At 69.5% G+C, this 16,498-nt stretch carries 14 protein-coding genes; 4 read left to right on the top strand and 10 right to left on the bottom strand.

Features of this window, described 5'->3' with window-relative positions:
* Positions 1–13: 13 nt before the first annotated feature.
* On the bottom strand, positions 14–1,714 hold the full coding sequence (locus tag AOZ13_RS01315; protein WP_020220924.1) for an ABC1 kinase family protein: 1,701 nt from the start codon (positions 1,712–1,714) through the stop codon (positions 14–16).
* A 919-nt stretch (positions 1,715–2,633) separates the two neighbouring features.
* On the opposite strand from AOZ13_RS01315, the gene AOZ13_RS01310 reads away from it, so the two are divergent.
* The 3 genes from AOZ13_RS01310 to AOZ13_RS01300 all read left to right on the top strand — a co-directional run bounded on the left by AOZ13_RS01310 (position 2,634) and on the right by AOZ13_RS01300 (position 6,411).
* The gene (locus AOZ13_RS01310) at positions 2,634–3,395 is read left to right on the top strand and encodes a TMEM165/GDT1 family protein (RefSeq protein WP_020220923.1); all 762 of its coding nucleotides are present in this window, start codon (positions 2,634–2,636) and stop codon (positions 3,393–3,395) included.
* A gap of 107 nt (positions 3,396–3,502) precedes the next feature.
* Positions 3,503–4,840, top strand: coding sequence for a Trk system potassium transporter TrkA (gene trkA, locus AOZ13_RS01305; RefSeq protein ID WP_020220922.1), 1,338 nt, complete (start codon positions 3,503–3,505; stop codon positions 4,838–4,840).
* Entirely contained in the window at positions 4,837–6,411 is a 1,575-nt protein-coding gene (locus AOZ13_RS01300; RefSeq protein ID WP_020220921.1) for a TrkH family potassium uptake protein, read from the top strand. The genes trkA and AOZ13_RS01300 overlap by 4 nt, the downstream gene beginning before the upstream one ends.
* On the opposite strand, the gene AOZ13_RS14115 is transcribed toward AOZ13_RS01300, so the two are convergent.
* On the bottom strand, positions 6,396–6,551 hold the full coding sequence (locus tag AOZ13_RS14115) for a TrkA C-terminal domain-containing protein (protein WP_020220920.1): 156 nt from the start codon (positions 6,549–6,551) through the stop codon (positions 6,396–6,398). The genes AOZ13_RS01300 and AOZ13_RS14115 overlap by 16 nt on opposite strands.
* A 194-nt stretch (positions 6,552–6,745) precedes the next feature.
* Here AOZ13_RS14115 and AOZ13_RS01295 point away from each other — a divergent pair, with 194 nt between their 5' ends.
* On the top strand, positions 6,746–9,115 hold the full coding sequence (locus AOZ13_RS01295) for an amino acid permease (RefSeq protein ID WP_049933663.1): 2,370 nt from the start codon (positions 6,746–6,748) through the stop codon (positions 9,113–9,115).
* A 243-nt stretch (positions 9,116–9,358) separates the two neighbouring features.
* Here the strand turns inward: AOZ13_RS01295 and AOZ13_RS01290 are convergent, their stop codons facing one another.
* The 8 genes from AOZ13_RS01290 to AOZ13_RS01255 all read right to left on the bottom strand — a co-directional run bounded on the left by AOZ13_RS01290 (position 9,359) and on the right by AOZ13_RS01255 (position 16,117).
* The gene (locus AOZ13_RS01290) at positions 9,359–10,468 is read right to left on the bottom strand and encodes an iron transporter (RefSeq protein ID WP_021779591.1); all 1,110 of its coding nucleotides are present in this window, start codon (positions 10,466–10,468) and stop codon (positions 9,359–9,361) included.
* Positions 10,461–11,747: a DUF7405 family protein gene (locus tag AOZ13_RS01285; protein ID WP_020222589.1), complete on the bottom strand. Its 1,287-nt coding sequence runs from the start codon at positions 11,745–11,747 to the stop codon at positions 10,461–10,463. Before AOZ13_RS01285 ends, AOZ13_RS01290 begins: the two co-directional genes overlap by 8 nt.
* 191 nt (positions 11,748–11,938) lie before the next feature.
* Complete coding sequence (locus AOZ13_RS01280) at positions 11,939–12,190, bottom strand: DUF7123 family protein (RefSeq protein ID WP_020221435.1); 252 nt, start codon at positions 12,188–12,190, stop codon at positions 11,939–11,941.
* Between the two features lie 78 nt (positions 12,191–12,268).
* Positions 12,269–12,676 carry a hypothetical protein gene (locus AOZ13_RS01275; RefSeq protein WP_020221434.1) on the bottom strand — a complete coding sequence of 136 codons (408 nt, stop codon included), beginning with the start codon at positions 12,674–12,676 and terminating at the stop codon, positions 12,269–12,271.
* Complete coding sequence (locus AOZ13_RS15345; RefSeq protein WP_020221433.1) at positions 12,669–13,064, bottom strand: ArsR/SmtB family transcription factor; 396 nt, start codon at positions 13,062–13,064, stop codon at positions 12,669–12,671. The genes AOZ13_RS01275 and AOZ13_RS15345 overlap by 8 nt, the downstream gene beginning before the upstream one ends.
* On the bottom strand, positions 13,061–14,218 hold the full coding sequence (locus tag AOZ13_RS01265) for an ABC transporter permease (protein ID WP_020221432.1): 1,158 nt from the start codon (positions 14,216–14,218) through the stop codon (positions 13,061–13,063). The genes AOZ13_RS15345 and AOZ13_RS01265 overlap by 4 nt, the downstream gene beginning before the upstream one ends.
* Entirely contained in the window at positions 14,215–14,880 is a 666-nt protein-coding gene (locus AOZ13_RS01260) for an ABC transporter ATP-binding protein (protein ID WP_020221431.1), read from the bottom strand. Before AOZ13_RS01260 ends, AOZ13_RS01265 begins: the two co-directional genes overlap by 4 nt.
* A gap of 4 nt (positions 14,881–14,884) precedes the next feature.
* Positions 14,885–16,117: a CARDB domain-containing protein gene (locus AOZ13_RS01255; RefSeq protein ID WP_020221430.1), complete on the bottom strand. Its 1,233-nt coding sequence runs from the start codon at positions 16,115–16,117 to the stop codon at positions 14,885–14,887.
* Between the last annotated feature and the right edge of the window lie 381 nt (positions 16,118–16,498).

The following is a 16,498-nucleotide window of genomic DNA, read 5'->3' as shown; positions in this document are numbered from 1 at the left end:
CGCTCCCGCTCGATCACCGTCGACCACCGCGATTCTCCAGCGACCGTCGGGCGACCTGTCCCGCCTCCCGGACGGCGCGCTGGCGACCCGAGGCGCCGAACGATCGGTAGAGCAGCGCGAGCGCCCCGGCGGTGGCGACGCCGACGGCGATCGTCGCGTTCGTCCGCGCGGCCGTATAACAGAGCGTCGTGACGACGACGCCCGCGCTCGCCGCGACGCTCAGAACGAGGCGACGCGCGAGGCGACGGAGGACGTCGTTCTCGTCGGCGACGTCCGTGCGAACGCTGAGGTCGTCGCGGTCGGCTCGATCGAGCGCGCGTTCGATCTTGGGCGGGACCCCGAGTGCGGCGCGCGCGGACGCGCGCGCGTCGTCGCCGAGGTCGTCGAGCACGCTCTCGACGTGCTCGCGCGTCGAATCGCGCGGCTCGGGTTCGACGGCGTCCTCGACGACGGCGACGAAGTCGAAGTCCGGGTCGAGCGTGAGACAGACGCCTTCGAGGACGATGGCGACGCGGACGACGAGCGCGAGATCGCGCGGCATCCGGAACGGGAGGTCGTGGAGCGTCCCCTCGAACCCCTCGATGAGGTCGCGGATCCGCGCGGCCTCGACGCGCTCGCCGTGACAGTGCTCGACGGCGAGCGAGAGGACGTCCGTGACGAACGCGCGATCGGCCGCGGGGTCGAGCGCGCCCATCGCGACGAACGCGTCCACGACGCCCTCGATGTCGTCGTTCGCGGCGGCGACGTAACAGTCGCGGAGGCGCTCGCGGCGCTCGGCGTCGAGCGTCCCGCACATCCCGAAGTCGTAGATGACGAGCGTGCCGTCGGCCTGCACCGCGAGGTTGCCCGGGTGCGGGTCGGCGTGAAAGAGACCGTCCTCGATCAGCATGTCGAGATAGCACCGCTCGAGTCGCTCCGCGAGCGCCGTTCCGTCGACGCCCGCGTCGAGTTCGTCCACGCGATCGATCTTCGTCCCCTCGACGTACTGCATCGTCAGCACGCGCGACGTCGAGTGCGATGGTACGGACGCGGGAACGACGACGTCGGGGTCGGCCGCGACGTTCGCGCGCACCGATTCGAGGACGTCGCGCTCGCGGTCGTAATCCATCTCGTCGCGAATTGTCTCCGCGAACTCCGCGGAGAGGTTCGAGAGCGTGAAGCGCTGTGCGGGGGGTGCGAGCCGGAGCAGTGCGGGAAAGAGCGTTCCGATGACGCGGAGATCGGCCTCGACGAGCGCCTCGACGCCGGGGCGGCGGACCTTGACGGCGACGCGCTCGCCGTCGAGCGTCGCGGTGTAGACCTGTCCGAGGCTCGCGCCGCTGATCGCCTCGGCGTCGAAGTCGTCGAACGCCTCCCCGACCGGCCCGACCTCCGCCTCCAAGACCTCGCGGGCGTCCGCCCAGTCCGCCGGCGGCACTTCGTCCTGCAACCGGGCGAGTTCGTCCACGTACGCCGGCGGCAGCACGTCCGGGCGCGTCGACAGCAACTGCCCCAGCTTGATGAACGTCGGCCCGAGCGCGACGAGCGTCTCACGGAGCGCCGCGGCCCGTCGCTCGCGGGTGGCGTCGGACACGTCGCGCGGGCCGCCGAGGAGCAGGAAACGCCGCCGGTCGCGGAGGTGGGTGAGAGCGAGCGGTGCGAACGCGAGGACGACGGCGACGAACCGACGACCGGCGAGGGACGCGCGCCGAAGCGGACCGGGTTCGCGTGGCATCGTCCCCCGTTCGCTCGCGCCCGTCAAAGTAGTGGCGGAGGATCGTGTTCTTGCATGAGCAACGAAACCGGCGTCGCGCAGCGCCCGCGTAAACTCCATGATGCGATATAGAACGGTCCGAACGAATGGGCGGCGGAAAACCTTCGTAGTCGTCCGGCACCGCGGTCGCGATCATCGTCCGCCAAGCCCGGTAGACGTCGTTATCCGCCGACGCGTGCGATGCATCCGGTGGCGGCGTGTGCGGCGTCGCTTCGAGCGGGTGGTCGGTGGCCGTCGGGGTCGGCTCCGTCTCGCGGGGGGTGTCGTCACTAGTGAGCCACCAGAGGAGGAGTCCCGCACCGACGAGCAAGAGGAGGAGCGCGATCGCGAGCCGAGCGAGCGTGTTCGCGTGACCGGTTCCCGAGATGGGGGTCGAGGGTGGATGCCAGTTCGGGAGGAAGTAGTGGCTGGCGGCGCGTCCCGCGGGGGGGTCGCTCGGGTGAGGGGGTGCGCCCTTCGAGCCGCCGGGTTCCGGCGTCGCCGTTCCACCGGTCGCGTGACCGTGCGTCGGACGTGCGGCGTGGAGGCTGCCGGCTGCGGCACCGAGGACTGCGAGCGCGAAGACCGTGATGAGGAGGGCCGCGAGGTGGGACCGGTTCGTGTCCATCCGACACCGAGGGATAGCGCCGGTCGCGTATTAAATGATGATCATCGAGAGTAGGGCGAACCCTCCCCCTTCCGGGCGCGGGAGCGATGCGGTGCGCGAGCGGCTTCGCCACCAAAACTAAGAATTAGACATATCTAATATCCGCCCGCTAATGGCGACTGACGCTGGCGAGTGCGATCCGAGCGTCGCCGACGTGCCCCGTCGGAGTGTCCCGCAGGCACACCGCGTGCGATACGCGCACGCATTTGAGGGAACGGAGGTGGGGGCGTAGCGGTGCCGCTCGACGCGGGCGGGATCGGCGGGCTCATCCACAGGTACGAGGGGTTCGGACCCGTGGTGACGGCGTTCGTGACGAACTTCCTCGCGACGTTCGGCGATAAGGGCCAGCTCGCGGTCATCACGCTCGCGACGATCTACGACGCGAAGCGCGTCTTCGCGGGCGCCGTCACGGCGTTCGCCATCTGGAACGCGATCGAGGTGTCGGCGGGGGTGGCCGTCCTCGGGGCGCTCCCCGCCGGGGTCATGCCCATCGTCACCGGCGCGCTGTTCGTCCTCATCGGGCTTTGGACGTGCTATCAGGCCCACTCGCTCTACGTGAGCACGGACGGATGGGCGGCGTCCGGCGACCTCTTCGAGGGTCTCCTCCCGGACGGCGTCTACGAGCGCGTTCGTGGGTCGAGCGCGTTCGCCGTCGCGTTCGTCGCCATCGCCGTCGCGGAGTTCGGGGACAAGACGCAACTCCTCACGATCAACCTCGCGGCGACGTTTCCGGACTCGCCGATCGCGGTCGTCGTCGGGGCGTGGCTCGGTCTCGCGGTTCGCACCGGCATCGACGCGTTCGTCGGGACGACCGCCGAGCGCTTCCTGCCGATGGCGTTCGTGCAGGCCGCGAGCGCCGCGATATTCGTCGCCGTCGGGCTGTTCCAGTGGGGACTCATCGGCGGCACGGCCGTCGTCACGGTCGCCGTCGCGGCCGTCGCCATCGCCGTCGGTGGCGCGCTCTATCGGCGCGTCGCGGCGCGGCAGGCCGCCTGATCGTTTCGGGACGTCGATCGTCGCGGCGTCGCGCCGAGCGATCGGTCGAAACCCATTTTCCCGGTCCTCGTGTTTGAGCCGGATATGCACGCACGGAGGGCGCGACGGTGCGCATCGTGATCGTCGGCGCGGGCGAGGTCGGAGCGAGCATCGCCGCGGACCTCAGCGACGCCCACGAGGTCGTCGTCGTCGACGTCGATCCCGAGCGCGTCGAGCGCCTGACGTACGACGTCGACGCGCTTCCCGTCGAGGGCGACGGGGTCGAGCCGGGGGTACTGGAAGACGCCGACGTCAGCGAGGCCGACATCGTCGTCGCATCGACGGACGACGACGAGACGAACCTCGCGGTCTGCGGGACGGCGGCGACGCTCGGCGACCCGTTCACGATCGCGCGCGTCCAGAAGACCGCGTACCTGCGGACGTGGCGGCGGACGCGCCGGGCCTTCGACGTCGACTTCATGGTCTGCACGGACCTCCTCACAGCCCAGTCGGTCGTCCGCGTCATCGGCTTCCCGACCGCGACCGACGTCGATCCGTTCGCGGGCGGGCGCGTCCAGATGGCGGAGTTCGAGGTCCCACCGGAGAGCCCGTTCGCCGGCCAGACCGTCGAGGAGGCCGATCGGTTCGACGCGCTGACGTTCGCCGCGATCATCGAGGACGGCGACGCGGTCATCGCGCGCGGCGAGACCGTCATTCCGGCCGGCGCGAAAGTGCTCGTCATCGGGGCGGCACGGAGCGTCGAGGCCTTTGCGGCCGCGGTCGCGCCCGAATCCGCGATCGGCGACATCGATGACATCGTCGTCGTCGGCGGGAGCCAACAGGGGTTCCTCGTCGCGAAGTTGCTGGAGGAGCGCGGATTCGCCCCCCGCCTCGTCGAGCACGACGAAGACCGGGCGCGCGAGATCGCAGAACGCCTCCCGAAGACGACGGTGATGGCGCACGACGCGACGGACGCGGACTTCCTCGAACGCGAGAACGTGGGCGAGGCCGACGTCGTCGTCTCCTGTCTCGACAGCGACGAGAAGTGCCTGCTCGTCTCCCTGCTCTCGAAGCGCCTCGGGGCGGATCGGGCGATCGCCTCCATCGAGACCGCGGAGTACGTCTCGCTCTTCGAGACGGTCGGCGTGGACGTCGCGGTGAACCCCCGCGAGGTCACGGCGGAGGAGATCACGCGCTTCACGCGCGAGCGCCGCGCGGAGAACGTCGCCATCGTCGAACCGGGCACCGCGGAAGTCCTCGAAATCGAGATCGATTCGGAGAGCGTGCTCGCCGGTCGACCGATCCGCGAGGCCGTCGCCGACCTCCCGAGCGAGATCGTCATCGGCGCGATCACGCGCGCGAACGACGTCATCACGCCCCGCGGCGACACGGTCGTCGAGGTCGGCGATCACGTCGTCGTCTTCGTGCCGACGAGCGCGTCCGCGGAGGTCGCCGAGCGAGTATGACCGAGCGCTTGCGAGTCGACTGGCGCGCGAGTCTCGCACTCGTCGGGAGCGTCCTCAAATACCTCGCCGTCCCGCTCTGCGTTCCGCTCGCGATCGCGCTCTACTACGGCGACGGCGGTCTCGTCGCGTTCGTCGCCACCATCGCCGTGACGCTCGCTCTCGGTCTCGCGCTCGAACGCCTCGACACGGATCCCGACATCGGCACCCGCGAGGGGTTTTTGATGGTGTCGCTGACGTGGCTCGCCGTCGCCGTCGTCGGCGCGATCCCGTACCTGATCGAGGCGCACGGTCTCCCCGGCGTCGTCGCGGCGACGCACCCGGAGTCGACGCTCGGCGACCCGGCGAACGCGCTCTTCGAGTCGATGAGCGGCTTCACGACGACGGGCGCGACGGTGCTCGGGCAGATCTCCTTGGACGCGCACTCGCGGGCGGTGATGATGTGGCGACAGGAGAGCCAGTGGCTCGGCGGCATGGGGATCGTCGTCCTCGCCGTCGCCATCCTCCCGAAGCTCTCGGTCGGCGGCGCCCAGCTGATGGAGGCCGAAGCGCCCGGTCCCGGACTGGAGAAGCTGACGCCGCGCATCGCCGAGACGGCGCGCGCGCTCTGGGTGCTCTACGTCGGGCTGACGGCGCTCGAAATCGTCCTCCTCTACGGTCTCCACCTCCTCGGCCCGGTCGTCGGGACGCCGCTCGCCCCGGAGATGACGTTCTACAACGCCGTCGCGCACGGGTTGACGACGATGCCGACCGGCGGATTCTCCCCGGAAGCCCGGAGTATCGAGGCGTTCAGCGCCGTCGTCCAGTGGGTGATCGTCCCGTTCATGATCGCGGCCGGCGTCAACTTCGCGCTCTTCTGGCACCTCTGGAAGGGCGACCCGCACCACGTCCGCGAGGACGCCGAGTTCCGGGGTTACATCGGCGTCACCGCCGTCGCCACCGCGGTCGTCGCCGGGCTGCTCTACACCGATCCCGGTCTCGCGGGCGTCGCGGGCGCGATCGAGCCGTCGCTGCGCCACGCCGTCTTTCAGGTGGCGTCGTTCGTCACGACGACCGGGTACGCGAGCACGGACTTCAACGCGTGGAGCGCACCGACGAAGTACGTCCTCCTCGTTCTGCTGTTCATCGGTGGCTCCGCGGGGAGCACCGGCGGCGGGATCAAGATCATCCGCTGGCTCGTCGTCCTGAAGTCGGTGCGCCGCGAGCTGTTCACGACCGTCCATCCCGAGGCCGTCCGCCCCATCCGCCTCGGCGGGCAGGTCATCGACGAGGCGGCCGTCCGGGGCATCCAGTCGTTCACGCTCCTCTACTTCGTCCTGTTCGCGGTCGCGAGCGTCCTCGTCTTCGTCAACGGCGCGGCGATCGAGGGCGGACTCACCACTCTGGAAGCGGTGAGCGTCACTGCCTCGACGCTCGGGAACGTCGGGCCGGGGTTCACGCACTTCGGGCCGATGGACAGCTATCTCCTCCTGCCGGACGCGACGAAGGTGTTCATGGCCGGGCTGATGTGGATCGGCCGCCTCGAAGTGCTGCCCGTGCTCGTTCTGCTGACGCGCTCCTACTGGCGGTCCTGAGCGCCGAAGGCCCGCGGGGTGTCCGTCGGCACGCTCCGCGTGGAGAAGAGCCGCACCCGATCGCCGGATTCGAGCGTCGTGTCGCCGTTCTGCGTGACGCCCGTCTCGTCGCGTTCGAGCGCGACGACGAGGACGTCCACCGACGAGACTCGCGGCGTTCGCGTCGCCGAGCGTCCAGCCCGCGACGGGAGTCGGCTTCGACGGTGACGGTGAGCGCTTCTCCGTCCGCAGTGACACCGAGCGTGGCGGTGTCCTCAGGGTCCACCGCCGGTAGGCGCCGCGCACCGTCCACAGGTCAGTAGCCTTTTTGTGACGACACCCCACCACCGGAGTGATGAGTGAAGACGCCGGCGGTGGGAACGTCGAGGCCGAGCTGTCCCGCGACATGGGCTTACTCCCCATCACCTTCATCGGTGTCGGCGCGATGATCGGTGCGGGCGTGTTCGCCCTCACCGGTCAGGCGGCCGGTCTCGCCGGTCCCGCGCTCCTCCTCGCGTTCCTCTGCAACGGTATCGTCGCCTCGTTCACCGCGATGAGCTACGCCGAACTGGGCGCGGCGTTCCCGCGCTCCGGCGGCGCGTACAACTGGGTGAGCGAGGCGCTCCCACGCCCGTGGGGGTTCTTCACGGGATGGGCCAACTGGTTCGCGCAGGCCGTCGCCTGCGCGCTCTACTCGGTGACGTTCGGCGTCTTCTTCATGGCGTTCGTCAGCATCATCATCACGGGCGGCGCGACCACCGAGGGCGCGCACTTCCTCGGGATCGCCCAACACCTCTGGGCGAAGGGGATCGCGGCCGTCGTCGTCGCGTTCTTCGGCTACGTCAACTATCGCGGCGCCGAGGAGACAGGTACGATCGGCATCGTCGTCACCAGCGCGAAGATCATCATCCTCGCGATCTTCGTGCTCTTCGGCGCGCTCGCCACGTTTCAGGATCCGAACTGGACCGGGAAGTTCATCGGTCAACACGGCTTCTTCGCCACGGGCGCGTCCGGCGTCATGGCCGCGATGGGTTTCACGTACGTCGCCTTCGAGGGGTACGACATCATCGTCCAGTCCGGCGAGGAGGTCATCGATCCCGGGGTGAACATCCCGAAGGCCATCTTCTACTCGATCATCGTCGTCATCCCGATCTACATCCTCGTCGCGTTCGCCGCGCTCGGCGGTATCGACGTCACGCAGCACATCCTCGAACTCGCGGGCCTGAGCGATCCGGGCACGCCGACGTACGTCATCCTCGGCAACCTCGGCGAACTCGGCATCATTCAGGCCGCCGGCCAGTTCGTGCCCTACGGGCTGCCGCTGCTCCTCATCGCCGGTCTCGCGGCGACGATGAGCGCGCTGAACGCGACGCTGTACGCCTCCTCACGGATCGCGTACTCGATGAGCCGCGATAAGCTCCTGCCGGACGCGCTCTCCGACATCCACCCGGAGACGCGCTCGCCGCACTACGCCATCGCGGTCTCCGCCGTGCTTATCGCCGTCATGGCGCTCTCGCTGCCGATCAACTCCGTCGCGTCGTCCTCGTCCGTGATGTTCCTCCTGCTGTTCTCGATGGTGAACATCGCGCTGATCTTCATGCGGCGCAATCGCCCCGATCTCGAACGCCCCTTCGAGGTGCCGGCGTTCCCGTACACGCCCGCACTCGGCGTGATCTTCCAGTTGATTCTCGCGCCGTTCCTCCTCTCGTCCCTCGGGCTCGGAATCGGCGAGGAGGGATTCGTCTCCGTCGTCACGATGCTCGTCTGGTTCGCCATCGGCGTCGCCGTCTACTACGGGTACAGCGAGGCCCGCGAGCGCGAACGCATGGAGGAGGAAGCCCCGACGGTCGTCCACGAGCGGACGCCGACCGGCCGCGAGACCCAGATCCTCGTCCCGATCGCGAATCCCGAGCACGCGGAGCAGTTCATGCGGACCGCCGTCGACGTCGCGACGGACCGCGACGCCGAGATCCTCGTGATGAGCGTCGTCACCGTCCCCCAGCAGACGCCGCTGGAGCAGGGCCGGCAGTTCGTCGACGAGAAGCGCGCGGTGCTCGAGGAGGCGATGACCGTCGCGGAGGAGGCCGACGTCCCCGTCAACGGGACTGTCCGCATCGGTCACGACGTCGCGCAGGCCATCCTCAACACGATCACGCAGGAGGAGAGCGACGCCGTCCTCATGGGGTGGCGCGGGCGCTCGCGCCGGCGCGACTTCGTCCTCGGGAGCAACCTCGACACGGTCGTCACGGACGCGGACTGCGACGTCCTCGTCGAGAAGGTCGGGGCGAGCGCCGACGGCGACGTCGACTCGATCTTCCTCCCGACCGCGGGCGGCCCGCACGCCGAACTCGCCGCGGAGGTCGCGCGCGCCGTCGCGCGCACCGAATCCGCGACCGTCGACGTCGCGCACGTCGTCGCGCCCGGTGCGGACGCCGAGGAGCGCGCGGACGCCGAGGAGCGCATCGAGAGCACGATGGCGGCCCTCGAAGACATCGAGACCGACCGCGAACTCATCGAGGGGCGTGACATCGCCGATACCATCGTCGAGCACGCGGGCGACCACGACCTCACGGTCATCGGCGCGACCCGCGAGAGCCTGCTCCAACAGCTCACCTTCGGTGCCATCCCCGAGGAGGTCGGCCGCCGCGTCTCGACGCCGGTCGTGATGGCCAAGCGCAACCTCGGGATCAAGAGTTGGCTTCAGCGGTGGTTCTCGCGAACGTAGCGAGCGAGAACCCAGCGAAACTTCGTTTCGCGTTGGTTCAGTCGGACGGAAGGACGACTGAACCCAGCAGCCGTCAGGATGCGTTGGTCTCGCGAACGTAGCGAGCGAGAACGCGGCGTGTCTCATCGCCGCGTTCGTTCTCGACGGTTCGCGTCGGACAGCAGTCCCCCAATGCGTTCGCGACGCTCGGTCGGTTTTTCGAGGTCGTTGGGCCGCAGCATCGAGTCGCGCGAGCCGTGGTCGCTACTCGCCGAGCGTCACGCGCGGCGTGTCGAGGAACGCGGTCTCGTAGCCCTCGTGGCGCGACACTTGCGGGGGGACGTCGACGCTGACGGTGACGGGCGCGTCCTCGACGTCGCCGCCGATCGCGGCGCCGTAGTGGTGGCCGAGTTCGCCGTCGATGGTCTCGCGGAGGTCGTGGGTCGTCCCGCCGACGCGCGCGTCGAGTCCGGCCATGGGGAGCGGATAGCGATTGTAGGGCGTGCGCGGGGAGACGGCGAGGTAGACGTCGCTGTCGTCGCCGCCGAAGCGCGTCGCGTCGTCGAGGACGGTCGCGACGACGGCCGCATCGCCGGCCGTGCCGGTTCCGAGGAGGCGTCCGGGGAGGGCGTCGGGTTTCGGGAGGGCGGCGCTCGGGACCGCCGTCATGTCCATCGGTTCGACGGCGCCGCGTTCGCCCGCCTGATCGAGCGTCCGGTAGCTGATCGCGTCGAGTTCCTTCGGGGAGTAGGCGAGCGAGAAGTCGAACGTCGCGGAGTCGGGCGTCGCGAGCGCGCCGGTGTGTCGCGCGGCGGGCGCGCCGACGCGGAGCGTGACGTCGTACGTGCCGCCGCCGGGGAGGGCGACGTTGTCGCCGAAGTGAAAGCCCATCTGTTGGGCGAGCATCGGCCACGGGGCGTCGGACGTGAGTACGCGCCCGCCGTCGCGGAACCGGAGCACGGGATTGAGATCGGTGAGGCGCTGGCCGGTCTCCGCGTCCCAGACGACGGGCATGACGTGGATCTCGTCGTCGGCGGTCGGGCCGGCGCGGGTCGCGCGCTCCCCGGTGACGAGCCAGAACGCGTGCGGCATCGTGTACGTGAGCGCGCAGGCGTACCCGTTCGCCTTCCGCACCCCGCTCAGCAGCATGCCGTCGACGTGCGTCGGGTAGTAGACGGCGTCGGGGCGATCCGCGACCGTCGCGTTCTCGCTCCCGGACGAGTCGCCGGTCTCGTCGCTCGTGAGGTTCAGCGACGAACAGCCGGCGAGACCGGTGATCGCGCCGGTCGCGGACGCGGCGAGGAACGACCGTCGGCTCACACGCCGTGGCGGGGACGACGCGTCGCTCGCCGGCCCGGAGTCGTCCTCACGCATCGCCACGGGGGGTGGGGAGGGCGCGCAGCGATCGCGGCGGCACGAGGTAGTTCCCCCGATTGGCGACGTCGATGTACTGGAGGATACCGTTGTTGTCGCGTCGCCCGAGCGGGGAGTCGCCGGCGAGGTCGTCGCCGTTCATCGCTTCGCGGGTCGCGACGAACTCCGAGATCGCGCGCTGATAGCAGACGAAGTGGAGACCGGCGTGGCCGCCGTCGGTCGAGTCGAAGTCGCGGCGGAGGATGAGCGGGCGGCCGTCCTCGCGCAGACCGAACATCTTCTGGCTGTGCCCGACGAAGCCGTCCGTCTCCGCAGCCTCCGCCGCGGGCTTCGCCTTCGACATCGCGGCGTCCGTCCCGAGGTTGTCCCCCGCTCCCTCGACGACGTCGTGCTCGGCGTGATAGGGGCAGAACATCTTCCCGACGCGGGCCTCGCGGTCGTCCTGCTCGTACCACTGTTCGAGGTTGAGACGCATGTGCGAGGCGTGCTGGGTCGTCCCGCCCGCGAACGGTCCCGACTCGATCGTGACGCGGTCCTCGCTCGCCTGCGTCTCCGTGTAGCCGGACTTGAACCCCATGTAGAGCGGGGCGTCGTCGGGGACGGGCTTGGACGTCGGGACGCCGCGCGCGTCCTGATTGTCGGCGGGGTGTCCGTCGCCCTTGAATCCGGTGCGACGCTGGGCGACGCTGAAGACGTCGGTGAGCGTCGCGTCCACCGAAACGCCGTTGAGAGCGTCCGTCTCCCCCGTCAGCGCCTGCTCGACGGCGAGGAGGACGTGCGCGTGGTCGCTCGCGAGGTGGAGGATCGCGTCCGGCGTGTCGAGTGCGGGGTCCTCGAAGGACGCGAGCGCCGTCGGTGCGGGGAGATCGACGCTCTCCGGGAGGTCGGTCTCGAAGCGATCGAAGTACGCGGGCGAGTAGGCCATCGTCGAGAGGAGCCCGTCGTGACGCCACGCGTACGCGCGTTCGAGCGCGTCGAGCGCGTCCGCGACCGTCCGCCGGTCGGCGTCGCTCGGCGCGCCGTCGCCGTCGTAGTCGAGGAGGAGGAGGAGACGGTGTTGCACCGGCTCCGGGTTCCCGGCGTCGTCGCGCGCGAGCGCGTCGTTCCACGCGTGCTGGCGCTCCGGGAGACTCGACGGGTCGGTCTCGGTCGTCCCGCGGGGGACGTCCTCGTCGCTCGTCCGGTCGAGGCACGCCGAGAGCGCGCTCGCGCCGCCGATGGCGAGCGCGGACTTCATGAACGCGCGCCGATCGATCCCCCGACTCGGTCCGTCACTCATGCGCGCCGCTAGGGATCGGGACGGGATATGTGCTACTGGTCTCGCCGAACGAAGGCGAGGTGAGACTCAGCGAATTTCGTTCGCGTTGGTCTCGCCGAACGAAGGCGAGGTGAGACTCAGCGAATTTCGTTCGCGTTGGCCTCGCCGAACGAAGGCGAGGTGAGACTCAGCGAACCGCGACGACGCGCGGGCTACTCGCGTCCGGCGTCGGCCGGCCGCACGTACCACCGCGTCCCGCCGGAGTACGCCCAGCGCTCGGCGACGACGTCGGTCTCTTCGCCGTCGAAGCGGCCGAGGAACTGGCCGACTTGGCTCGCGGAGAGCGAGAGGTCGGCGGCGATCTCCTTGCTCTTACAGTAGAAGGGACCCGCGTCGAGTCGCTCGCGGAGGTAGCGTTCGAGGCGCACCGCCTTCGGGTTTCGCTCCGTGGAGATGGATGCCATCGCGGACGGCGGTTGGCGGGCGTCACGTAAGTACGACCGCCGAGATTCGCCACGACTGAGGCCCAAATTCCCCCCGACCTAGGTGTTACTCTGGTAGTAGAGGACGAGCACGGCGACGCAGGTGAACGCCTCCGGGAGGAAGGTGAAGGGCCCGATCGGGCGCGGTCGGCCGAAGCCGAGGAGCAGCGGGAGGACGGGGTTCGCGGTCGCGGCGTAGAGCAGCAACGCGGCGGTGAACAGGAGGAGGCCGCGGGTGAAGCGCGTCGGTAGCTCCCGGTAGAGGCGCGCGTAGGTGACGAACAGCGCGGCGAGCAGGACGACGACGAGCGTCGCGAAGAAGACCTTCGCGCGCACGAGGACGCCGAACACCCCCGGCGGATAGAACGGCATCAGCAGGCCCGGGAGGGCGACGACGACGCCGGCGGCGACCGCGACGGCGACGACGAGGAGCGCCGCGGTGCGTCGCAGGGCGAGGTGATCAGACATCGCGCTCGCCCCCCGTGTCCGTCGCATCGTCGTCCGTGTCCGTCGCGCTCGCCTCGTCCGGATTCGCGGGCGTCTCCGCGCCCACCTCGCCCGCACCCCCGCTCGCCGTCGCGTCGGTCTCGACGTGCGCGGCGACGCGGTCGGCGACGAAGTACGTCTCCCCGTATCCGTCTCCGACGGAGGTGACGACGCCGCGCGAGGTCAGGCGGCGGAGGTGGTGAGTGATCGTCCGGTAGTGGAGGTCGAGCGCCGTCGCGAGCTGGTTCGCGTTCCGCGGGCGCTCGGCGAGCGCGCGGACGACGCGCGAGCGGTTCTCGTTCCCCTCGATCCAGTCGAGGAGGCGGCGAGTGCGGTCGTCGATGGACGCGTCGTCGCGGCGCACGCTCACCCCCGCAGGGCCTCGACCGGCGAGTCGTTCGCGGCCTTCCACGCCGGGTAGATCCCGCTCAGCACGCTCGCGAAGACGGCGAACGCGAAGCCGTACACGAGGTAGCGCGCGCTGGACCACTGGAGGGCCGCGCTCGCGTCGCCGACGAGGACGTGGAACATCATCGCGCCGACGGCGAGCGCGGCGAGCGCACCGACGAGACCGCCGAGCGTCCCGAGGAGCGCGGCCTCGGTGAGGATCATGCGCAACACCTCCCCACGCCTGATACCGACGGCGCGTAGGACGCCGATCTCGCCCCGGCGTTCGACGGTGCTCATCAGCATCACGTTCAGGATGGCGACGCTCGCGACGATGAGCGAGATGCCACCGATGCCGAGCAACGCCAACTGCAGGGTGTTCATGAACGAGCTGATCTGACCCTGTACGTTGGCGTAGCTCGAGACGCGCAGGATCTCCTCGTCCTCGTGGCCCTCGCTGTTGAAGTGCTCGTCGAGCCGATTGGCGATGTTGCTCGCGGCGTCGCCGTCGTCGGCGGTGATCGTCACCGAGTCGTAGTACTGCTGGTCGGCGAGCCCGGAGATCGGGATGACGAGTTCGCCGCGGCCGCCGCCCGGCCCGAAGCCGCTGCTCGAGTCGATGAGTCCGGCGATACGGTAGAGGTGGCCGTCGTACTCGACGGGATCGCCGAGTTCGAGGCCGAGCTGCTGGGCGGTGCTGTTGGAGATGAGCGCGCCCGTCTGGAGGCGCTCGGGAGCGGTGCCCTCGGTGACGTCGTAGAGTGCGTTCGCGTCCGTCACCCCCGTCACGCTCACGTAGGCCTCCTTGCCGCGCGAGGAGACGGTCGTCGAGTTCGTCTTCTGCGGGATGGCCTGTGCGTTCGTCAGGAGGCTCCGTATCTCCTCGACCTGATCGTCGGTCACGCCGTCGTAGTCGCTGTCCTGCCCCGCGGAGACCGACACTTGATTCGTGAGGCTCCCGAGGTTCGACGTCGCCTGCTGCTGGATGGCGACGCCGGCCATCCCGAGCGAGGCGATGGCGACGACGCCGATGACGATGCCGAGCGCGGCGAGCGCGGTGCGCATCCGGTTGCGCCCGAGGTTCCGCCACGCCATCATCGCGCTCGGGAAGTGCCAGAGGGTGTCCGCGATACTCACTGCTGGATCACCCCGTCCACGATGCGGACGGTGCGGTCGGTGTATTCGAGCATCTGCTCGTCGTGCGTCACGGCCACGACGGCGATGTTCTCCTCCTGCTTGAGCCGCGTGACCTCCTCGAGGATCGTCTGTCCGGTGTCCTGATCGAGGTTGCCGGTCGGCTCGTCCGCGAGGAGGATGTCGGGTCCGTTGATGAGCGAGCGCGCGATCGCGACGCGCTGCTGTTGGCCGCCCGAGAGTTCGTCCGGCGTGTGATCGAGTCGATCGCCGAGACCGACCCGCTTCAGCAGGTCGATCGCTCGGTCGCGCCGATCGACGGACGTGTCCCAGACCGACGGGAGTTCGACGTTCTCGACGGCGGTCAACATGGGGAGCAGGTGGAAGTCCTGAAAGACGAATCCGAGGTTCGTGCGTCGCTCCTCGGTCAGTTCGTCCTCCGTGAAGTCCGTGACGTCGCGGTCGTCGAGGAGCACCGTCCCGGCCGTCGGCGTGTCGAGCAGGCCGATCATGTTGAGCATCGTGCTCTTGCCGGACCCGGAGGGACCGATGATGGTGACCATCTCGCCGCGATCGGCGTGGAAGTCGACGCCCTTCAGCGCCGTGACGGTCTGCGCCCCGCTCTCGTAGCGCTTCACGACGTCGTGGAGTTCGATGACGCTCATCTGTTCACGGGTTGCGCCAGCGGTGGACGAGCACCGCGGCGGCGAGGAGGACGATCACGCCGACCACGATGGCGATCTTCGTTGTGGGGAGACCGCCGCCAGCGCCGCCCGGCGGACCGCTCCGTCCCGAGGCGCTTCCGCTCGCGCTCGCGCTTCCGAACGCCGTCCCGGCGTTCGTGTCGCTCACGTCCACGTTCACGATCTGCGAGTGCTGTTCGCCGTTCGCCGCGTAGCTGAGGCGGACCGGGATGGAATCGACGTCGCTCGTGACGTCCGCGCTGACCTCGAACGTGGCGAACTCGCTCGTCTCGACTTCGCCGACGTAGTACGACTCGGTCTGCGAGATCGACGACGAGTCGACGACGCTGACGACGACGGACTCCGCGTCGGCGCTGCCGAGGTTCGACGCGTCGCCGTTGATCGTGTAGCTCCCGGCGCCGCCCGAGACTTCGAGACCGGTGACGTCCATCTTCCCGGTGTCCTGCGGCGTGTACCGGAGCGACGTGCTGGCCGATCCGTCCTCGTCCTGCGCCGTGTAGCGCGCGACGAGCGTCACGTTCCCGGCGGGGATGTCGGTGCCGTCGAAGGTCACCGTCCGCTCGCTCTGGCCGTCGACGTCCGCGAGGGACTTGGTCGCGACCGTCTCACCGTCGACGACGGCGTCGAGTTGCGCGTCCTCGAGGTCGACCGTGCCGTGCTCGGCGAGCGTCGCTTCGAGGACGGACGATCCGTTCTCGACGGTGGCTTTCGCGGTCACGCCGGGATCGACCGTGGCCTCGTCGACCTTGACGTAGACCGGCTTCTTGATGACGACGACGCTGCCGCTCTCCTGAATGCCGCGCAGGACGACGGTGAGGTGCTTCCATCCGGCCGAGTCGAAGGAGGTGGAGAAGGGGACCTGTACCGAGGCGCCCGGCCCGAGCGTCCCGACGTCGTCCGCCGCCACGTACGTCGAGCCGCCCTGCAGGCTCACTTGCGTGATCTGAACGCTCTCCGACCCGCTCTCCGCGTTCTGGAGGGTCGCGGTGATGGTCGTCCGCTCGTTGGTCACCGGGTTGTCCGGGTTGACCGTGACGTTCCCGACCGTGACGTACGCGCTGGTGTTATCGGACGAACTGCCCGAACTGCCGCCCGACGAGGAGGACGCCGCCGACGCCGCGGGCGCGACCGCCCCGAGCGCGGCCGTGATCACGAGAGCGGTGACGAGGAGTGTCCCGAGGCGACCGCCGACCTTCATGCGTGCCACCGCCCCCGCTCGTCGGGGACGGTCCCGCGCCGTCGTCTCGTTCTGTTCGTCGCTACTGTCGACATCGCGTCGGATCGCGTGCTCACGACTGATGTGAGTGCCCCGGACGGTTTATCCCTTTACCGAGATCGGACGGGCGTTAGCCACAGGTGAGACCCAAATTCCCCCCGGAAGCACGCGTCGTCCCCGAGTGCGGGGTGCGACGGCCCGCCGTCGCACCACGGGTGCCAGTCTACTCGTGGCACCGACCCCGGCGTGTGCGAGGCCGGCAATACGACGGAATACGGTCCCCACGCGGCGTAATCCGTTGCGAACGCGCGTCCGCTTCCGCCCGCCCGCTCGCGTCCTCGCACTTGCGGGCGGCTCCCCGCT

It is taken from the genome of Halarchaeum acidiphilum MH1-52-1, from assembly GCF_000474235.1.
GTDB classification, from domain to species: domain Archaea; phylum Halobacteriota; class Halobacteria; order Halobacteriales; family Halobacteriaceae; genus Halarchaeum; species Halarchaeum acidiphilum.
This window is presented reverse-complemented; position numbering and strand designations above follow the sequence as displayed.